1 protein-coding gene (cut by a window edge) is annotated in these 21,299 nt (G+C 74.4%); it reads left to right on the plus strand.

Annotated elements, in window-relative coordinates; all coding sequences use genetic code 11:
* Positions 1–21,299, plus strand: the 5' portion of a protein-coding gene (locus tag OG439_RS12370) for a type I polyketide synthase (RefSeq protein WP_326949525.1). Its footprint extends 5,938 nt past the window's final position; only the first 21,299 of its 27,237 coding nucleotides appear in the window; it begins with the start codon at positions 1–3; its stop codon lies beyond the right edge, outside the window.

Raw genomic sequence — 21,299 nt, forward strand, 5'->3', positions numbered from 1 at the left:
ATGGACAACGAACAGAAGCTCCGGAGCTACCTCAAGCGGGCCAGCGCGGACCTCGTGCGCACCCAGCAGAGGCTGGAGGAGCTGGAGACCCGCGCGGTCGAACCGATCGCGATCGTCGGGATGAGCTGCCGCTATCCCGGCGGGGTCGCCAGCCCCGAAGACCTCTGGGAGCTGGTCGGCTCCGGGCGCGACGGCGTCACCGGGCTGCCCGCCGACCGCGGCTGGGACCTCGGCGCGCTCGCCGAGGCCGGCGGCGAGGCGGCGATGTCCGGCGGGTTCCTGCTCGACGCCGCCGAGTTCGACGCCGGGTTCTTCGGCATCTCGCCGCGCGAGGCGGCCGAAATGGACCCACAGCAACGGATCCTGCTCGAGACGACGTGGGAGGCGATCGAGCGCGCCGGCATCGCGCCGTCGTCGCTCAAGGGCACCCGGACCGGCGTGTTCGTCGGCGCGATGGCCCAGGAGTACCTGACCGGCGCCGCCGGGCCGTCCGAGGGCTTCCTGCTGACCGGCAACACGAACAGCGTCCTGTCCGGCCGCCTTTCCTACGTGCTGGGCCTGGTCGGCCCGGCCGTCACCGTCGACACCGCGTGCTCGTCGTCGCTCGTCGCGCTGCACCTGGCCGCGCAGTCGCTGCGGTCGGGGGAGTCGACGCTCGCCGTCGCGGGCGGCGTGACGGTGATGTCGGCCCCGACCACGTTCGTCGAGTTCAGCCGCCAGGGCGGCCTGTCCCCGGACGGCCGCTGCCACTCGTTCGCGGACTCGGCCGCCGGCACCGGCTGGGCCGAGGGCTCGGGTGTGCTCGTGCTCGAACGCCTGTCGGACGCCCGCCGCAACGGCCACCCCGTGCTCGCGGTGGTCCGCGGCAGCGCCGTCAACCAGGACGGCGCCACCAACGGCCTGACCGCCCCCAACGGCCCGTCCCAGCAGCGGGTGATCCGTGAAGCGCTGAAGAGCTCCCGGCTTTCGCCGAGCCAGGTCGACGTCGTCGAGGCGCACGGCACCGGCACCCGGCTGGGCGACCCCGTCGAGGCCCAAGCCCTGATGGCGACCTACGGGCAGGACCGCGAACGCGCGTTGCTGCTCGGCTCGATCAAGTCCAACATCAGCCACACCCAGGCCGCCGCCGGCGTCGCCGGTGTGATCAAGATGGTCCTGGCCATGCGCCACGGCGTCGTCCCGCCCACGCTGCACGTCGACGCGCCGTCGTCCCATGTGGACTGGCGCGCGGGCCGGGTCGACCTGGTCACCGAGGCCACCGAATGGCCGGAGACCGGCGAGCCCCGTCGCGCGGGTGTGTCGTCGTTCGGGCTCAGCGGCACCAACGCGCACGCGATCATCGAGCAGGCCCCGGCCGAGGACGTCGAGCCGCGTGACGTCGTCGAGCGGCCGGTGCCTTTTGTGGTTTCCGGCAAGACCGACGAGGCACTGCGCGAGCAGGCCGGACGTCTCGCGCGGCAGCTGGCGGACGGCGACGCGCCGCTCGCCGACGTCGCGTTCTCCCTGGCCACCGCGCGGACGCCGTTCGAGCGTCGTGCTGCCGTCGTCGGCACTGACCGCGATGCCGTGGCGGACGCCTTGCGTGCGCTCGCCGCGGGGGAGTCTGAGGTTGTCGGCTCGCCGCGTGCGCGGGCCAAGACCGCGTTCCTGTTCACCGGCCAGGGTTCGCAGCACCTGGGCATGGGGCGCGAGCTGTACACCGCGCACCCGGCGTTCGCCGCCGCGTTCGACGAGGTCCTGGAGCGGCTCGAGCCCGGACTCCGGGACGTCGTCTGGGGCACCAGTGCCGACGCTGCCGGCACACTCGCCGACACCGGCTGGGCGCAACCGGCGATCTTCGCCGTCGAGGTCGCGCTCTTCCGCCTGCTGGAGTCGTGGGGGGTCCGCGCCGACCTGCTCGCCGGGCACTCGGCGGGCGAGATCGCCGCCGCCCACTGCGCGGGCGTGCTGTCGCTCGACGACGCCTGTGCCCTGGTGTCCGCGCGCGCCCGGCTGATGCGGGACCTGCCCGCCGGCGGCGCGATGGTCGCCGTCCGGGCCACCGAGGCCGAAGTCCGCGCCGCGCTCGTCGACGGTGTGGGTATCGCCGCCGTCAACGGCCCTCGCGCGGTTGTCTTGTCCGGTACCGAAGACGCCGTGCTGGCCGTCGCTTCCCGCTTCGAGCGGACGACGCGGCTGCGCGCGTCCCACGCGTTCCACTCGCACCTGATGGACCCGATGCTGCCCGCGTTCCGCGAGGTCGTCACCGGACTGACGTTCGCCGAGCCCACGCGTGCGCTGGTCGTCGCCGGTGAGGTGACCGACCCGGAGTACTGGGTGCGCCACGTCCGCGAGACCGTCCGCTTCGGCGATGTCCTCGCCCGCCTCGCCGAGGCCGGGGCCAACCGGTTCGTCGAGGTCGGGCCGGAAGCCGCGCTGACGCCGCTGGTCGACGTCCCGGACGCGCTCGCCGTGCCGGTGCTGCGCAAGGACCGCGACGAGCACACCTCCGCCGCCGAGGCCGTCGCCCGGCTGCACGGCGACGGCGTCGCCATCGACTGGACCGCGTTCTTCGCCGGGACCGGCGCCGCGTGGACCGAACTGCCCACTTACGCCTTCCAGCGCCTGCGGTTCTGGCCGCGTGACACCGGCCGCGGCCGCGGCGACCTGCGGTCCGCGGGCCTGCGCAGCGTCGACCACCCGCTGCTCGGCACCGCCGTCGAGGTCGCCGACGCCCGCGGCCTGCTGCTGACCGGCCGGCTGTCGGCCGGCACGCACGCCTGGCTGGCCGACCACCGCGTCGGCGGCGTGGTCGTCGTGCCCGGCACGGCGCTGCTGGAGCTGGCCGTCCGCGCCGGCGCCGAGACCGGCTGCCCGGACGTCGAAGAGCTGACCCTCACCCGGCCGCTGGTGCTGGGCGCGGACGAGCGCGTCGTCGTCCAGGTGTGGGTCGGCGCCCCGGACGACGACGGCCGCCGCGCGGTTGCCGTCCACTCACGCCCGGACGGCGAAGTCAGCGGCAACTGGACGTCCCACGCGGTCGGCCGGCTGACCGCCGTCACCCGGGAAATCGTGATCCCGGAGGCCGTCTGGCCGCCCGCGGACGCCACCCCCGTCGAGCTGGCCGGGTTCTACGACGGCATCGACGACGGCCGGGAGTACGGCCCGGCGTTCCGTGGCCTGCGTGCCGCCTGGCGTCGCGGCGACGACGTCTTCGCCGAGGTCGCGCTGCCCGACGACGTCGAAGCCGAGACGTTCGACCTGCACCCCGCGCTGTTCGACGCGGCCCTGCACGCCACGGCGTTCCTCGCCGGTGACGGCGGCCTGCCGTTCTCCTGGCGGGACGTCGCCGTGCGCGCGGTCGGCGCGACGGTGCTGCGGGCCGAGCTGCGCAAGACCGGTGACGACTCGCTGTCGCTCGTCCTGTCGACGCCCGAAGGCGACCTGGTCGCGGTCGCCGGCGGACTGTCCGTGCGGCCGATCGCCGCCGAATCCTTCGCCGCCGGCACCAGCGGTGGCCTATACCGGGTCGACTGGACCGAGCCGGTCACCGGGATCACCGACCCGGCCGACGCCGACGTCGTCTCCCTCGACGTCCCGGCGGGGGAGACCCCGGCAGCGGCACGCGACCTCGCCGCGCACGCCCTCGGCCTGCTGCAGGCGCGCGTCGAAGCGGCCGACGACCGGCGGCTGGCCCTGGTCATCCCGGCCGGGGTGCCCGCCGCGGCGACCGTGCGCGGGCTCGTCCTGGCCGCTCAGCAGGAACACCCCGGCCGGTTCGTCCTGATCGAGACCGACGAGCAGCCGGCGTCCGCGGACGCCGTCACGACCGCGCTGTCGACCGGCGAGCCGCGCGCCCTGATCCGCGCCGGGCGCGTGCTCGTGCCCCGGCTGGTGCGGGCCGTGCCCGCCGAGCCGCGCGGCTGGGACGCCGGCGGCACCGTCCTGATCACCGGCGGCACCGGCGGTCTGGGCCGGATCATCGCCCGGCACCTCGTGCGCGAGCACGGCGTCCGGCACCTGGTTCTCGCGAGCCGCCGCGGTGTCGCGCCCGACGACCTCCTCACCGAGCTGGCCGGTCAGGGCGCCGACGTCAGCGTCGTGGCCTGCGACGCGAGCGACCGCGCCGCGCTGGCCGCGCTGCTCGCGGACATCCCCGCCGCCCACCCGCTGACCGCCGTCGTGCACGCGGCGGGCGTCCTCGACGACGGCCTGCTCGGCACCCTCGACGCGGCGAAGCTCGCCACCGTGCTGGCGCCCAAGGCCGACGCGGCCTGGAACCTGCACGAGCTGACCCGCGACCAGGACCTGACCGCGTTCGTCCTGTTCTCCTCCCTGGCCGGCACGCTCGGCGCCGCCGGGCAGGCCAACTACGCCGCCGGCAACGCTTTCCTCGACACGCTCGCCCAGGTGCGCCGCGACGCCGGCCTGCCCGCGGTGTCCCTCGCCTGGGGGCCGTGGGCCGGTGAAGCGGGCATGGCCGGCGACGGCACCCTGCGCCGGTTCGCCCGGATGGGCATCCCCGCGCTCACCGAGGCCGAAGGTGTCGCGCTCTTCGACGCCGCGTTGGCCGCGGATGAGCCCGTCGTCGTCCCGGTCCGCTTCGACCTGCCGGTGCTGAGCGCCCGGCCGGAGCCGGCCGCCGTGCTGCGGTCGCTCGTCGGCGGCAGCCGCCGGGCCGTGCGGACCGCCGGTGGGGCCGGCCGGCTGGCGCACCAGCTGTCCACATTGGACGACGCCGCCCGCGCGGCACGGGTCGCCGACCTGGTCCGCCGTGAGGTCGCCGGCGTGCTCGGGCACGCCGGGGCCGCGGCCGTCGACCCGGAGCGCTCGTTCTCCGAACTCGGGTTCGACTCCCTCACCGCGGTCGAGCTGCGCAACCGCCTCGACGCCGCGACCGGGCTGCGCCTGCCCGCCACGACGGCGTTCGACCACCCGACACCGGCCGCGCTGGCCGCGCACATCCTGGCCGAGCTGCTGGGCGACGACGCCCGCGGCCCGGTCGTCACCCGGACCGTCGCGGCCGACGACGACCCGATTGCCATCGTCGGGATGAGCTGCCGCTTCCCCGGCGGGATCGCCTCGCCGGAAGACCTCTGGGCGGCGGTGGCCGAGGGCCGCGACACGACGTCGACGTTCCCGGTCAACCGCGGCTGGGACCTGGGCGCGCTGTACGACCCGGACCCCGACCACAAGGGCACCTCCTACACCCGCGAAGGCGGCTTCCTGCACAACGCCGGCGAGTTCGACCCGGCGTTCTTCGGGATGAGCCCGCGCGAAGCCGAAGCCACCGACCCGCAGCAGCGCCTGCTGCTCGAGGTCTCGTGGGAGGCGATCGAGCGCGCCGGGATCGACCCGCGACGCCTGCGCGGCAGCTCCACCGGCGTGTTCGCCGGCGTGATGTACAACGACTACGGCCTCGTCATGGCCGGCGGCGACTTCGAAGGCTTCCAGGGCAGCGGCACGGCGTCGAGCGTCGTCTCCGGCCGCGTCGCCTACTCGCTCGGCCTCGAAGGCCCGGCCGTCACGATCGACACGGCGTGTTCGTCGTCGCTCGTGGCCATGCACTGGGCGATGCAGGCCCTGCGGTCCGGCGACTGCACGCTGGCCCTGGCCGGCGGCGTCACCGTGATGTCCACCCCGAACTCGTTCGTCGAGTTCTCCCGCCAGCGCGGCCTGTCGCCCGACGGCCGGTGCAAGTCCTATTCGGACGAAGCCGACGGCGTCGGCTGGTCCGAGGGCGCGGGCGTGCTCGTGCTCGAACGGCTCTCGGACGCCCGCCGCCACGGCCACCGCGTGCTGGGCCTGGTCCGCGGCTCCGCCGTCAACCAGGACGGCGCGTCCAACGGCCTCACCGCGCCCAACGGCCCGTCACAGCAGCGTGTCATCCGCGCCGCGCTGGCCGGCGCCGGACTGTCCACTTCGGACGTCGACGTCGTCGAAGGCCACGGCACCGGCACGACGCTGGGCGACCCGATCGAGGCGCAGGCGCTGCTCGCGACGTACGGCCAGGACCGGGAAACCCCGCTGCTGCTGGGTTCGGTGAAGTCCAACATCGGGCACACGCAGGCCGCCGCGGGTGTCGCGGGCGTCATCAAGCTGATCATGGCGATGCGGCACGGCACCGTGCCCCAGTCGCTGCACGCGGCCGCACCGTCATCCCATGTGGACTGGACCGCGGGCGCGGTCTCGCTGCTCGCCGAGCCGTCGCCGTGGCCGGAGACCGGGCGCGCCCGGCGTGGCGCGGTGTCGTCGTTCGGCATCAGCGGGACCAACGCGCACGTCGTCCTCGAAGCGGCGCCGTTCGTCGAGGCCTCGCCGGTTGTGACCCCCTTGGACGCCGTGGCCGCGCCGCTGCTGCTGTCCGCGCGGACCGCCGGTGGGCTGCGTGAGCAGGCCGCGAACCTGGCGTCGATCGACGCCGGCCGGCTGGACCTCGCGTGGTCGCTGGCGACCACGCGCACCGCGTTCGAGCACCGGGCCGTGGTGCTCGGTGACGACGTCTCGTCGTCGCTGGCCGCGCTCGCCGCCGGAAGCACGGCACCCGGGCTGGTCACCGGGGTTGCCGCCGCCGGTGGGCTCGCGTTCGTCTTCCCCGGTCAGGGCGCCCAGCGCCTGGGCATGGGGCGTGAGCTGGCGGCGCGGTTCCCCGTGTTCGCCGACGTCTTCACCGACGTCCTCGACCGGTGCGAGCCGGGCCTGCGGGACGTGGTGTGGGGCGACGACCCGGCCGCGCTGGAGCGGACCGGGACCGCGCAGCCCGCGTTGTTCGCCTTCGGCGTGGCGGCGTTCCGGCTGCTGGAGTCGTGGGGCGTCCGGCCGGACCTCGTGGCCGGGCACTCGATCGGCGAGATCGCGGCGGCGCACGTCTCGGGCGTGCTGTCGCTGGACGACGCGTGCGCGCTGGTGGCCGCGCGGGCCCGCCTGATGCAGGCCCTGCCCACCGGCGGGGCGATGGTGTCGGTGCAGGCGTCCGAAGAGGACGTTCGCGCAGGCCTGACCGACGGCGTCGACATCGCGGCGGTCAACGGCCCGGACTCGGTGGTGCTCTCGGGCGTCGAGGACGCCGTGCTGGCCGTCGCCGCGCGCTTCGAGCGGACGAAGCGGCTGCAGGTTTCACACGCGTTCCACTCGCACCTGATGGACCCGATGCTGGCGGAGTTCGGCGAGGTCGTGCGGGGGCTGGACTTCGCCGAGCCGTCGCTGACGTTCGTCGCCCAGGGCGACGTCCGGTCGCCGGGCTACTGGGTCGAGCACGTGCGTGCGACGGTCCGGTTCGCCGAGACGATCGTGCGTTCGGACGCCGTCACGTTCCTGGAACTCGGGCCGGGCGCGGTGCTGTCGGCCATGATCGACCAGCCGGGTGCGATCCCGTTGCTGCGCAAGGACCGTCCGGAGGTGGAGTCCGCCGTCGCGGCCCTGGCGGTGCTGCACACGCGCGGCTGCGCGGTGGACTGGCCGGCCTACCTCGGCCGCGCGGGCGCGCCGGTCGAGCTGCCGACGTACCCGTTCCAGCGCGAGCACTACTGGGCTGCCGCCACCCCGGCGCGGCCGGTGGCCGCCACCGCGGACGGCCCCCTGTGGGAAGCGATCGGCCGCGGCGACCCGACGGAGCTGGCCGGCCTGCTCGACCTCGGCGACGACCAGCAGGAATCGTTGACCACGCTGCTCCCGGCCCTGTCGGGCTGGCGCGACCGCCGGGCGGCGGAGGAGAAGGCGAAGTCCTGGCGCTACCGCACGGAGTGGCACCCGTTCCGCACGGCGGAGAACCCTTCCCTGCCGGGAACGTGGCTGCTGGTGACGTCGACCACCGACGAAGGCACGGAGATCGCCACAGCCCTGACGGCTCACGGCGCGACGATCAAGCGCATCGCCCTCTCGACTCTCGACGCCGCCGAGGCCCCGAAGTCCGTGAATGCCACATCCACGGACACTAGGTCCCTCAATGTGGCATTCACGGACTCCGAGTCCCTCGATGGGACATCCACGGCCGCTGAGTCCGTCGATGCCACATCCACGGACACTACGTCCCTCAATGTGGCATTCACGGACTTGGCCGATCGGGCGCAGCTGGCCGCGGCGTTGGCTGCGGCTGGGCCCGTTGACGGGGTCCTGCACCTGCCCGCCGCCGGGGATGGCGGGCTGCGGGAGCTGCTCACCCTCGTCCAGGCCCTCGGCGACGCCGACCTCGGCCTTCGCCTGTGGACCCTCACCTCCGGTGCCGTCGTCACCGCGGGGGAAGGGGCGCCCGATCCCGTCGCCGCGCGGGTGTGGGGGCTGGGGCGGACCGCCGCGCTCGAACTGCCCGCGCTGTGGGGCGGGCTGATCGACCTGCCCGCCACCCTCGATCCCGCCGCCGGGCGACGGCTCGCCGCCGTCCTCGCCGGATCCGGTGGGGAAGACCAGGTCGCCATCCGGGCCCAGGGGGCCTTCGGCCGCCGGGTCGGGCGGTACCTGCCCGCCGAGCCCACCGGACGCTTCCGCGCCTCCGGGACCGTGCTCGTCACGGGTGGCACCGGTGCGCTCGGCGCGTCCGTCGCGCGGTGGCTCGCCGCCGCCGGGGCCGAGCACCTCGTGCTCGTCAGCCGTCGCGGCCCGGGAGCACCCGGCGCCGCCGAACTCGAAGCCGAACTCACCGCGGCCGGCGCCCGGGTGACGATCGCCGCCTGCGACATCGCCGATCGCGCCGCCGTCGAGGAGCTGCTCGACGGTCTGCAGCTGACCGGGGTCGTGCACACGGCGGGCATCGCGCAGGCGATGGACCCGATCCACGGCGCCGACTTCGCCGAGTACACCCGCGTCATGGCCGCCAAGACCGAGGGCGCCGCGCACCTCGACGTCCTCCTCGCTGGGCACGACCTCGACTTCTTCCTGCTCTTCGGGTCCGTCGCCGGTGTCTGGGGCAGTGGCGGCCAGGCCGCCTACGCCGCCGGCAACGCCTACCTCGACGCGCTCGCCGAGGCCCGCCGGGCTCGCGGCCGCAAGGCGACGTCGATCGCCTGGGGTGCCTGGGCCGAGGAAGGCATGGCCACCGACGAGCACGTCGCCGGCCAGCTGAGCCGCCGCGGCCTCGGCTTCCTGCCGACCGCGCCCGCGCTCGCCGAGCTGGAACGCGCGCTGCTGCGCGACGACACGGCCGTCGTCGTCGCCGACATCACCTGGGACACCTTCCTGCCGGTGTTCACCGCCACCCGCGCCACCCGGCTGTTCGACGAACTCGTCGAGAGCAAGCCCGAGCCCGTCGCGGCCACCGCCGTGACCGCGTTCGCCGCACGCTTCGCCGGGATGTCCGAGGCCGAACGCGACCGCGCGCTGCTGGACCTGGTGCGCGTCGAGGCCGCCGAAGTACTGGGCCACGTGACGGCCGACGCCATCGACGAGGATCGCGCGTTCCGCGACCTCGGCTTCGACTCGCTGACCGCCGTCGAGTTCCGCCGCCGTCTCGTCGACGCCACCGGTCTGTCCCTGCCCGCGACGCTGGTCTTCGACTACCCGACCCCGCTCGCGCTCGTCGCGTTCCTGCGCGAGGAGATCGACGGCCCGGCCGTCGGCGACGTCGTCGTCACGCCGGGTGCGGTCGACGAGCCCATCGCCATCGTCGGCATGGGCTGCCGCTTCCCCGGCGGCGTCGGCTCGCCGGAAGACCTCTGGAACGTCGTCGCCGGCGGAGTCGACGCGATCTCGTCGTTCCCCGCCGACCGCGGCTGGGACATCGCGGGCCTGTTCGACCCGGACCCCGACCGCGGCGGCAAGACGTACTCGACGCTCGGCGGGTTCCTGGAGGACGCCGCCGAGTTCGACGCCGGGTTCTTCGGGATCTCGCCGCGTGAAGCCATGTCCATGGACCCGCAGCAGCGGTTCCTGCTCGAAGTCTCGTGGGAGGCCTTGGAACGCGCCGGCGTCGACCCCGCTTCGGTGCGGGGGAGCCGGACCGGCGTCTTCATCGGCTCCAGCTTCCAGGACTACGGCACCTCGACTGGCGAAGGCTCCGAGGGCCACCTCGTCACCGGCACCATCCCGAGTGTCCTTTCCGGACGGTTGTCGTACCTGTTCGGCTTCGAGGGCCCGTCGGTCACCGTCGACACGGCGTGTTCGTCGTCGATCGTCGCGCTGCACCTGGCCTGCCAGTCGCTGCGTGCCGGGGAAAGCTCTCTCGCCCTTGCCGGTGGCGCGACGATCATGGCGTCGCCCGACCCGTTCGTCGCGTTCAGCCGCCAGCGCGCGCTGGCCGCCGACGGCCGCTGCAAGGCGTTCTCCGAAGCCGGCGACGGCATGAGCCTCGCCGAAGGTGTCGGCATCCTCGTGCTGGAACGGCTGTCCGACGCCCGCCGCCACGGCCACCAGGTCCTCGCCGTGGTGCGCGGCACCGCGGTCAACTCCGACGGCGCGTCCAACGGCCTCACCGCGCCCAACGGCCCCTCGCAGCAGCGCGTCATCCGCCAGGCCCTGGCCAACGCCGGGCTTGACGCCGCCGAGGTCGACGCGCTCGACGCGCACGGCACCGGCACCGCGCTCGGCGACCCGATCGAGGTCCAGGCGCTGCAGGCCACCTACGGCCGCGACCGCGAGCGGCCGCTGCTGATCGGCTCGGTGAAGTCCAACATCGGGCACACGCAGTCCGCCGCCGGCGTGGCCAGCTTGATCAAGATGGTGCACGCCATGCGCCACGGCGTGCTGCCGCGCACCCTGCACGTCGACCAGCCGTCGACGAAGATCGACTGGTCGGCGGGCGCCGTCCAGCTGCTGCACGAACAGACCGAGTGGCCGGAGACCGGACGTCCGCGCCGGGCCGGCGTCTCGTCGTTCGGCATCAGCGGCACCAACGCCCACGCGATCATCGAAGCCCCGGCGCCGGAAGACGTCCCGGCGGAGCCCGAGGCTTCGTCCGGACCGGTCGTCTGGCCGCTGTCCGCCCGCACCGCGCCGGCCCTGCAGGCCCAGGCCTTGCGGCTGCTGCACCACCTCGACGAGCACCCCGCGACGCGGCCGGTCGACGTCGGCTGGTCCCTGACCGGCACGCGGTCGGTGTTCGAGCAGCGCGCGGTCGTCGTCGGCGAAGACCCGCTGGACCTGCGCCGCGGCCTCGCCGCCCTGGCCGGGAACGCCGCCGACGCCGCGCTCGTGCGCGGGGTCGCCAAGCGCACCGCCGCACCCGTGTTCGTCTTCCCCGGCCAGGACTCGCAGTGGCCGGGCATGGCCCGCGAGCTGCTGGCGTCGTCGCCGGTGTTCGCCGGCCGGATGGCCGAGTGCGCCGCCGCGCTCGCGGAGTTCACCGACTGGTCGCTGCCGGACGTGCTGCGCGACGACGAAGCCCTGGAACGGGTCGACGTGATCCAGCCGGTGCTGTGGGCCGTGATGGTGTCGCTCGCGAGCCTGTGGAGCGCGCACGGCGTCGAGCCGGTCGCCGTGATCGGGCACTCGCAGGGGGAGATCGCCGCGGCCTGCGTGGCCGGGGCGCTGACGCTGCAGGACGGCGCCCGGATCGTGGCGCTGCGGTCGCGGCTGATCGCCGAACGGCTGTCCGGCCGTGGGGCGATGTTGTCGGTCGTCGCGGCCGCGGACGACGTCCGCGAGCTGATCGCCGAGCTGGCCGACCGGATCGCCGTCGCGGCGGTCAACGGGCCGCGTTCGGTCACCGTGTCCGGCGACCCGGACGCCCTGGCCGTGCTGGAACGGCGGCTCGCCAAGGCGGGGATGATGCGCTGGCGGCTGGACGGCGTCGACTTCGCCGCGCACTCGCCGCAGGTCGACGAGATCGCCGGCGAACTCGCCGAGCTGCTCGCACCGGTGGCGCCGCGCGAGACCGGCGTCCGGTTCTACTCGACGGTGACCGGCGGGCTCGTCGAGCCGACCGAGCTGACCGGCGACTACTGGTGCCGCAACCTGCGGGGGACCGTCGAGTTCGGCGCCGCGCTGTCCGCGGCGGTCGCCGACGGCCACCCGGTGTTCGTCGAGTCGAGCCCGCACCCGGTGTTCAGCATGGCCATCGGCGAACTGGCCGAGGCGGCCGGCGTGCCGGTCGCGGCACTGGGCACGCTGCGCCGTGACGACGGCGGGCCCGACCGGTTCCTGAAGTCCCTGGCCGAGGCGCACACCCGCGGGGTGGCGGTCGACTGGGCGGACACCCTGACCGGCGGCCGCCGCGCCGACCTGCCCACGTACGCGTTCCAGCACGAGCACTACTGGGCTATCGAAGAAGCCGCGTCGGCGGTGGCGGGCGCCCCGGCCGACGACGAGCTGTGGCAGGCGGTGGGCCGCGCCGACACGGGCGAGCTGACCCGCCTGCTGGACCTGGACGAGCACCAGCGAGGAGCGCTCGACGACCTGCTGCCGTCCCTGTCGGCCTGGCACGCCCGCCGGGACGAGGAGTCCACTGTGGACGCCTGGCGCTACCGCGTAGCGTGGCGCCCGTCCCGCCCAGCAGGCGGCACCCTGTCCGGCACCTGGATGGTCCTCGGCGACGACGCGGATGGCGAGGTCGCCGAGGCCCTGCGCAGCCAAGGCGCCGAGGTACGTCCGGTTGTCCTCGCCGACGACTCCGATCGCGAGGCGTTGACGACCGCACTCGGGGACACCGACGGTGTGACCGGCATCGTGTCGCTGCTGGCCGCCGATCACACTCCGACCACGCATCCCGGTCTCGACCGCGGGTTGCTGCGGACCCTCTCCCTCGTCCAGGCCGTCGCCGACATCGACCCGGCCATCCCGATCTGGGCGCTGACCCGCGGCGCTGTCTCCACCGGGCCCGCCGATCCCGTCCGCGACCCCGCCCAAGCGCAGGTGCACGGCCTCGGCTGGTCCGCCGCCCTCGAACACCCCGGGCACTGGGCCGGGCTCATCGATCTCCCCGAAACCCTCGACGCCGCGGCCGCTCGGCGGCTCGCCGCGGTGCTGGCCGGGTCCGGCGATGAGGACCAGCTCGCCGTCCGGGCGTCCGGCGTGTTCGCGCGCCGGATCGTGCCCGCTCCCGTGGCCGGGCGTCGTCCGGAACGGACCTGGCGCGCCCACGGCACCGCCATCGTCACCGGCGGTACCGGCACCCTCGGCCCGCACCTCGCCCGCTGGCTCGCCGGTGAGGGTGTCGAGCACGTCGTGCTGACCGGCCGTCGTGGTCTTGACGCGCCTGGTGCCGAGGCTCTCCAGGCCGAACTCGCGTCGGCTGAAGTGGTTGCTCTCGACGTCACCGACAGGGAAGCCGTTGCCGCCCTGGTCACCCGGCTCAAGGGCGAAGGCCGCCGCATCACCACCGTGGTGCACACCGCCGCGCACATCGCGCTCGCGCCGCTGACCGGCACGAACCCCGCCGCCTTCGCCGAGGTTCTCGACGCCAAGGTCACCGGCGCGGCCAACCTCGACGCCGTTCTCGACGACCTGCTCGACGAGGGCGAGCTCGAGCACTTCGTGATGTACTCCTCGACCGCCGGCGTCTGGGGCAGTGGCGACCACGGCGCCTACTCCGCGGCCAACGCCCACCTCGGCGCCCTGGCCGAGCAGCGGCGCGCCCGTGGCGTCCCGGCGACCACGATCGCCTGGGGCATCTGGGCTGACGACCGCGAGCTGGGCCGGGTCGACCCGGGCCGGATCCTGCGCAGTGGCCTGCAGTTCATGGAACCGCGCCTCGCGCTCGCCGGGCTGAAGCGCGCCCTCGAGGACGACGAGACGTCGCTGATGATTGCCGACCTCGACTGGGAGCGGTACTACCCGGTCTTCACGTCGGTGCGGCCCAGCCCGCTGTTCGCCGAGCTGCCCGCGGTCCGCAAGCTCGCCGAGGCCGCCCCGGAGACGGCCGACGTCGCCGCGTTCGCCGGCCGGGTTCGCGCCCTGCCCGCCGCGGCCGGACGACGGCTCGTCGTCGACCTCGTCCGCGCCGAAGCCGCGACCGTGCTCGGCCACGCCGGTGGGGACGCCGTCGAGGCCGACCGCGCCTTCCGCGACCTCGGCTTCGACTCGCTCACCGCCGTCGACCTGCGCAACCGCCTCGAAGTCGTGACCGGGCTGAGCCTGCCCAGCACCGTCGTGTTCGACTACCCGAACGCCGACGCGCTGGCCGGGTTCATCCTGTCCACTCTGGACGGATCGGACACCGCCGAGACCGTCGTCACGCGGGCGATGGTCGACGAGCCGATCGCCATCGTCGGCATGAGCTGCCGCTTCCCCGGTGGCGTCGCGTCGCCGGAAGCGTTGTGGGACCTCGTGCTCGTCGGCGGGGACGCGATCTCGTCGTTCCCGGCCGACCGCGGCTGGGACGCGGCCGGGCTGTTCGACCCCGACCCGGACCGCAGCGGCAAGACCTACTCGACGCTCGGCGGCTTCCTCGAAGGTGCCGCGGACTTCGACGCCGGCTTCTTCGGGATCTCGCCCCGCGAGGCACTCTCGATGGACCCGCAGCAGCGGCTCCTGCTGGAAGTGTCCTGGGAGGCCCTCGAACGCGCCGGCGTCGACCCGGCGACCGTGCGGGGGAGCCGCACCGGCGTCTTCATCGGCTCCAGCTACCAGGACTACGGCTCGACCGTGCTCAACGCGGCCGAGGGTTCCGAAGGCCACATGATCACCGGCTCGGTGTCGAGTGTCCTGTCCGGCCGGGTCGCCTACCTGTTCGGTTTGGAAGGCCCGGCCGTCACGCTCGACACGGCGTGCTCGTCGTCGCTGGTCGCGCTGCACCTGGCCTGCCAGTCCCTGCGCAACGGCGAGAGCACGATGGCGCTCGCCGGTGGCGTCACCGTGATGGCGACGCCCGCGCCGTGGATCGGCTTCAGCCGCCAGCGCGCGATGGCGCCCGACGGCCGCTGCAAGGCCTACTCCGACGAGGCCGACGGCATGAGCCTCGCCGAGGGCATCGGCCTGGTCCTCGTCGAACGCCTGTCCGACGCGCAGCGCAACGGCCACGAGATCCTGGCCGTCGTCCGCGGCTCGGCGATGAACTCCGACGGCGCGTCCAACGGCATGACCGCGCCGAACGGGCCGTCCCAGCAGCGCGTGATCAAGCAGGCGCTGGCCAACTCGGGACTGGCCGCTTCGGACGTCGACGTCATCGAGGGTCACGGCACAGGCACCGCGCTCGGCGACCCGATCGAGGTCCAGGCGTTGCAGGCCACCTACGGCCGCGAGCGCGAACGGCCGCTGCTGCTCGGCTCGGTGAAGTCCAACATCGGCCACACGCAGATGGCGTCCGGCATCGCCGGCGTCCTCAAGATGGTCATGGCGATGCGCCACGGCGTCCTGCCGAAGACGCTGCACGCCGCGACGCCGTCGTCGCACATCGACTGGTCGAGCGGGACGATCTCGCTCCTCGACGAGCAGACCGACTGGCCCGAGACCGGTGCGCCGCGACGCGCCGCCGTCTCGTCGTTCGGCCTGAGCGGCACCAACGTCCACACCGTGCTGGAACAGGCGCCCGCCGCCGAACTCGAGGAAGCCGAAGCCGAGCCCAAGACCGTCGGGACCGTCCCGCTGGTCGTGTCGGCCCGGACGCCGGAAGCCCTGCGCGCCCAGGCGGCCCGCCTGCGCACCTGGCTGGCCGACCAGCCCGAGCCCGCGCTCGCCGACCTCGGCTTCTCGCTCGCGACGGCCCGGGCCGACCTGAGCCACCGCGCGGTCGTCCTGGCCGCCACGCACGACGACGTCCTCGACGGGCTCGCCGCCGTCACCGCCGACCAGCCCGCGGCGTCCGTGCTGCGCGGCACCACCGGTGGCCCCGGCACGGCGTTCCTGTTCACCGGCCAGGGCAGCCAGCGCCCGGGTGCCGGGCGTGAGCTGGCCGAGCGGTTCCCCGTCTTCGCCGAGGCCCTCGACGAGGTCGTCTCGCACCTGGACGCCGGGCTCGAGCACCCGCTGCACGGCCTGCTGTTCGCCGAGCCGGGGACGCCGGAAGCCGCGCTGCTCGACGAAACCCGCTACGCCCAGCCCGCGTTGTTCGCGATCGAGGTCGCGCTCTTCCGGCTCCTGGAGTCGTGGGGCGTGCGGCCCGACCACGTCGCCGGCCACTCGGTCGGCGAGATCGCCGCGGCGCACGTCGCCGGGGTGTTCTCCCTGGCCGACGCCGCCACGCTGGTGCTCGCTCGCGGGCGCCTGATGCAGGCGCTGCCGTCCGGGGGCGCCATGGTGGCGATCCGCGAGTCCGAGGCGGACGTGCGGGCACTGCTGCCCGAGGGCATCGACATCGCGGCGGTCAACGGGCCGCGGGCGACCGTCGTCGCGGGTCCCGAGGACGCCGTCCTCGCGTTCGCCGAGCAGTTCCCGAAGACCCGTCGCCTCACTGTGTCCCACGCCTTCCACTCGGCGGCGATGGACCCGATGCTGGACGAGTTCCGCGCGGCCGTCGCCGGGCTGACCTACTCCGCGCCGGACCTGTCGCTCGTCTCCGGCATCACCGGCGGCTTCGGCGACGCGGACCTGGTGTCCACTCCGGACTACTGGGTGCGTCACGCCCGCGAAGCCGTCCGCTTCGGCGACACGATCACCGCGCTGCGCGACGCCGGCGTCACCGCCTACGTCGAACTCGGGCCCGACGGCGTGCTGTCGGCGATGGTCGGCGAGATCGTCACCGACACGGCCGTCGCGGTGCGGCCCGTGCTGCGCCGCGACCGGCCGGAGGGGGAGACCGTCGCGGCGTTGCTCGGCGAGCTGCACGCGCACGGCGTCCGCCCCGACTGGGCCGCCTTCTACGCCGGCACCGGCGCCCGCCGGATCGACCTGCCCACCTACGCCTTCCAGCGCGCCCGCTACTGGCCGGAGCCCGCTCCGGCGGAGGCCGCGGCCGAAGCCGACACCGGCTTCTGGACGGCTCTCGAAGCCGCCGACGTCACCTCGTTGTCCACCACGCTCGACGTCGACCGCGACGCGCTCGGCACCGTGCTGCCCGCGCTCACCGCGTGGCGGCGCCAGGTCCGGACGGAGTCCGAGGCCGACGCGTGGCGCTACCGCGTCGTCTGGACGCCGGTCCGCACCGAGGCCGCGACCCCGCGTCGCGTGCTGGTCGTCGTGCCCGCCGAACCCGGCGCGTGGGCCGAGTCGGTCCTGTCCGCTGTGGACGGTGTCCGGTTCGAGGTCGGCAACGAAGACCGCGAAACCTTGGCTGCACGACTGTCCGAAGTAGACACAGACGTTGTGCTTTCCTTGCTGGGAGAAACCGACCGCGCTCTCACCGTGGCGCAGGCGCTCGGTGACGCCGGGATCGCCGCGCCGCTGTGGTGGGCGACTCGTGGCGCCGTCAGCGTCGGTGCCGTCGACCCCGCGGCGGACCCGCGTGGTGCGGCCCTGTGGGGCCTGGGCCGGGTGCTGGGGCTGGAGCAGCCGCAGCGCTGGGGCGGGCTCGTCGACCTGCCCGAAACCCTCGACACCCGCGCGGTCAACCGGCTCTTCGCCGTCCTGGCCGGGATCGGCGACGAGGACCAGGTCGCCGTCCGGCCGTCCGGGGTCTTCGCCCGACGCCTCGCCACAGCCCCCATGACGACCGTCGAGGCCTACACCCCGCGTGGCACCGTCCTGATCACCGGCGGCACCGGCGGGCTCGGCGCGGAGGTCGCGCGCCGGTTCGCCACGGCCGGTGCGGACCACCTGGTGCTCGTCAGCCGCAGCGGTCCGGACGCGCCCGGCGCGGCCGACCTCGAAGCCGAACTCACCGAGGGCGGCACGCGCGTGACGATCGCGGCTTGCGACGTCGCCGACCGCGACGCCCTGGCCGGGTTGATCGCGTCGCTCCCGACGGTGAACGCCGTTGTGCACACCGCCGGTGTCGTCGACGACGGCACCACGGATTCCCTGACCCCGGACCAGTTCGTGACCGTCTTCGGCCCGAAGTGCACCGGTGCCGAGAACCTCGACGAACTGACCGAGAACCTCGACGCCTTCGTATTGTTCTCCTCGACCGCGGGCACGTTCGGCGCGGCCGGGCAGGGCAACTACGCGGCCGCCAACGCCTACCTCGACGCCCTCGCCGCCCGGCGCCGGGCCGCGGGCCAGCCCGCGACGTCGATCGCCTGGGGTCCCTGGGCAGGAGCCGGCATGCTCGGCGGGGACGCCGGGGTGCAGGACCGCGTCGGCCGCGGCGGGCTCGCCCTGCTGCCGCCGGACCGCGCGATCGCGGCCATGCGTCGCGCGATCGGCGCCGGCGACGCCGAAGTCGTCGTCGCCGACATCGACTTCACCCGCTTCATCCCGGCGTTCAGCATCGGCCGCCCGTTCCCGCTGCTGGCCGACCTGCCCGCGGCGAAGGCCGTCCTCAGCCAGGCCCGCGAGGCGGGGGAGCGCGGCGACCTGCGCACCACCCTGGCCGGGCTGCCCGACGCGGACCGCGAGAAGCACCTGCTGAGCCTGCTGCGCACGCAGGTCGCGATGGTCCTCGGGCACTCCGACGCCGGTGCCGTCGCACCGGATGCCGCGTTCGCCGACCTCGGCTTCGACTCGCTCACCGCGGTCGAACTCCGCAACGGCATCGGCGCGGCGACCGCGCTCGCGCTGCCGTCGTCGCTGGTCTTCGACCACCCGACCCCGCGCGCACTGACCGCGTTCCTGCTCGGCGAACTGGTCGGCACCACCGAACTCATCACGACCACGGCGGCCACCCGGGCCGACGCGACCGATCCGGTCGTCATCGTCGGCATCGGCTGCCGCTTCCCCGGCGGCGTCACCTCGCCGCGCACCTTCTGGGACCTCCTGGACGGCGGCGGCGACGCGATCGGGCCGTTCCCCACCGACCGCGGCTGGGACCTCTCGACGATCAGCGCCGGCCAGGCCGGGTTCCTGCCCGACGCCGGGCACTTCGACGCCGGGTTCTTCGGCATCTCGCCGCGCGAGGCGCTCGCGATGGACCCGCAGCAGCGGCTGCTGCTGGAGACGTCGTGGGAGTCCCTGGAGCACGCCGGGATCGACCCGGCGACCCTGCGCGGCTCCGACACCGGCGTGTTCGTCGGCACCAACGGCCAGGACTACACCGGCCTGCTGCTCACCTCGGGCGCGGACGTCGCCGGGCACATGGCCACCGGCACGACGGCGAGCGTGCTGTCCGGCCGGCTGTCCTACACCCTCGGCCTGGAAGGCCCGGCCGTCACGGTCGACACGGCCTGCTCGTCGTCGCTGGTCGCGCTGCACTGGGCGGCTCAGTCGCTCGCCTCGGGCGAGTGCTCGCTGGCCCTGGTCGGCGGCGTCACGGTGATGACCAGCCCGTTCTCGTTCGTCGAGTTCGACGCCCAAGGCGGCCTCGCCGCCGACGGCCGCTGCAAGGCCTTCTCCGACGACGCCGACGGCACCACCTGGTCCGAAGGCGCGGGTGTGCTGGTCGTCGAGCGGCTGTCCGACGCGCGCCGCCTCGGCCACGACGTCCTCGCCGTGGTGCGGGGTTCGGCGATGAACCAGGACGGCGCGTCCAACGGGCTCACCGCCCCGAACGGCCCGTCGCAGCAACGCGTGATCCGCCAGGCCCTGGCCAACGCCGGACTGGCTGCTGAGGACGTCGACGTCGTCGAAGCGCACGGCACCGGCACCACCCTCGGTGACCCGATCGAAGCCCAGGCCTTGCTGGCCACCTACGGCCGCGAGCGCGAAGAGCCGCTGCTGCTCGGTTCCGTGAAGTCGAACCTGGGTCACACCCAGGCCGCCGCCGGTGCCGCCGGCGTCATCAAGATGGTGCTGGCCCTGGGCCGCGGCACGGTCCCGAAGACGCTGCACGTCGGCGAGCCGTCGTCCCACGTGGACTGGACGGCCGGTGCGGTCCGGCTCGTCACCGAGGCGACCGCGTGGCCCGAGACCGGCCGCCCGCGTCGCGCCGCCGTGTCGTCGTTCGGCGTCAGCGGCACCAACGCCCACGTGATCCTGGAGGCGCCGCCCGCTCGCGAGGGCGTCACCGGCACTCGCCCGGCGGTCGTGCCGTGGCCGGTGTCGGCCCGCTCGGCGGCCGCGCTCGACGCGCAGCTCGCCCTGCTGGCCGACGTCGAAGCCGACGCCTTGGACGCCGGGTTCACCCTGGCCACCGGACGTGCCGCGCTCGACCACCGCGCCGTCTTGGCCGACGGCCGGGTCGTGGCTCGCGGTGTCGCCCGCGAACGCGTCAGCGCCTTCCTGTTCTCCGGCCAGGGCGCCCAGCGCCTCGGCATGGGCCGCGAGCTGTACGACCGGTTCCCGGTGTTCGCCGAGGCGTGGGACGAGGTCTGCGCCCACTTCGACGCCGGGCTGCCCGGCTCGCTGCGGGACGTCGCCTGGGGCGACGACGCGGCCGAGCTGAACCACACCGGCTGGGCCCAGCCCGCGCTGTTCGCGGTCGAGGTCGCGTTGTTCCGGCTCCTGGAGTCGTGGGGCATCCGCCCCGACTTCGTCGCCGGGCACTCGATCGGCGAGATCGCCGCCGCCCACGTCGCCGGTGTGCTGTCCCTGGACGACGCCTGCACGCTCGTCGCGGCTCGCGGCCGGCTCATGCAGGCGCTGCCGACGGGTGGCGCGATGGTCGCCGTCCGCGCGGCCGAAGCGGACGTCCGGCTCACCGACGGCGTCGACCTCGCCGCCGTCAACGGGCCCGAGTCGATCGTGCTGTCCGGCGTCGAGGACGCCGTGCTCGCCGTCGCGGCGAACTTCGAGAGCAGCAAACGGCTTTCGGTCTCGCACGCGTTCCACTCGCACCTGATGGAGCCGATGCTCGACGAGTTCCGCACGGTGGTCGCGGGCCTGCGGTTCGCGGCGCCGTCGATCCCGGTCGTGACGTCGGGTGACGTCACGTCGCCGGAGTACTGGGTGCGGCACGTGCGTGACACCGTCCGGTTCGGCGACACCCTGGACCGGCTCGCGGAGTCCGACGTCTCGCTGTACGTCGAGATCGGGCCGGACGCCGTCCTGATGCCGCTCGTCGCCGAGGCGGACGACCGCGTCGTCGTGCCGGTGCTCCGCCGCGGGAAGTCCGAAGAGGACAGTGCGGCGGCCGCGCTCGGCACGCTGTTCACCGCCGGGGCCGACCCGGACTGGACGGCCTGGTTCGCCGGCACCGCCGCACGACGGGCCGAACTGCCCACCTACGCCTTCCAGCGCCGTCGTTACTGGCCCGACGCGCCCGCCACGGCCGTGGCCGGGACCGCCGTCGACGCCGAGTTCTGGGCGTCGGTCGACCGCGCCGACGGCGCCGAGCTGGCGACCGCCCTGGACGTCGACCCGGCGGCACTCACCGCCGTACTGCCCGCCTTGGCCGAGTGGCGCCGCAAGCGCGACGCCGAATCCGCCGCCGACGACCTGCGCTACCGGATCACCTGGCAGCCCGTCACCGTCGGCGCGGCGGACGCCGCCGACGTCGCGGTGATCAGCGGTCCGGACACCGAATGGGCCGAAACCCTCGCCGACGC

This window comes from Amycolatopsis sp. NBC_01307 (assembly GCF_035975215.1).
In the GTDB taxonomy this organism is placed as follows: domain Bacteria; phylum Actinomycetota; class Actinomycetes; order Mycobacteriales; family Pseudonocardiaceae; genus Amycolatopsis.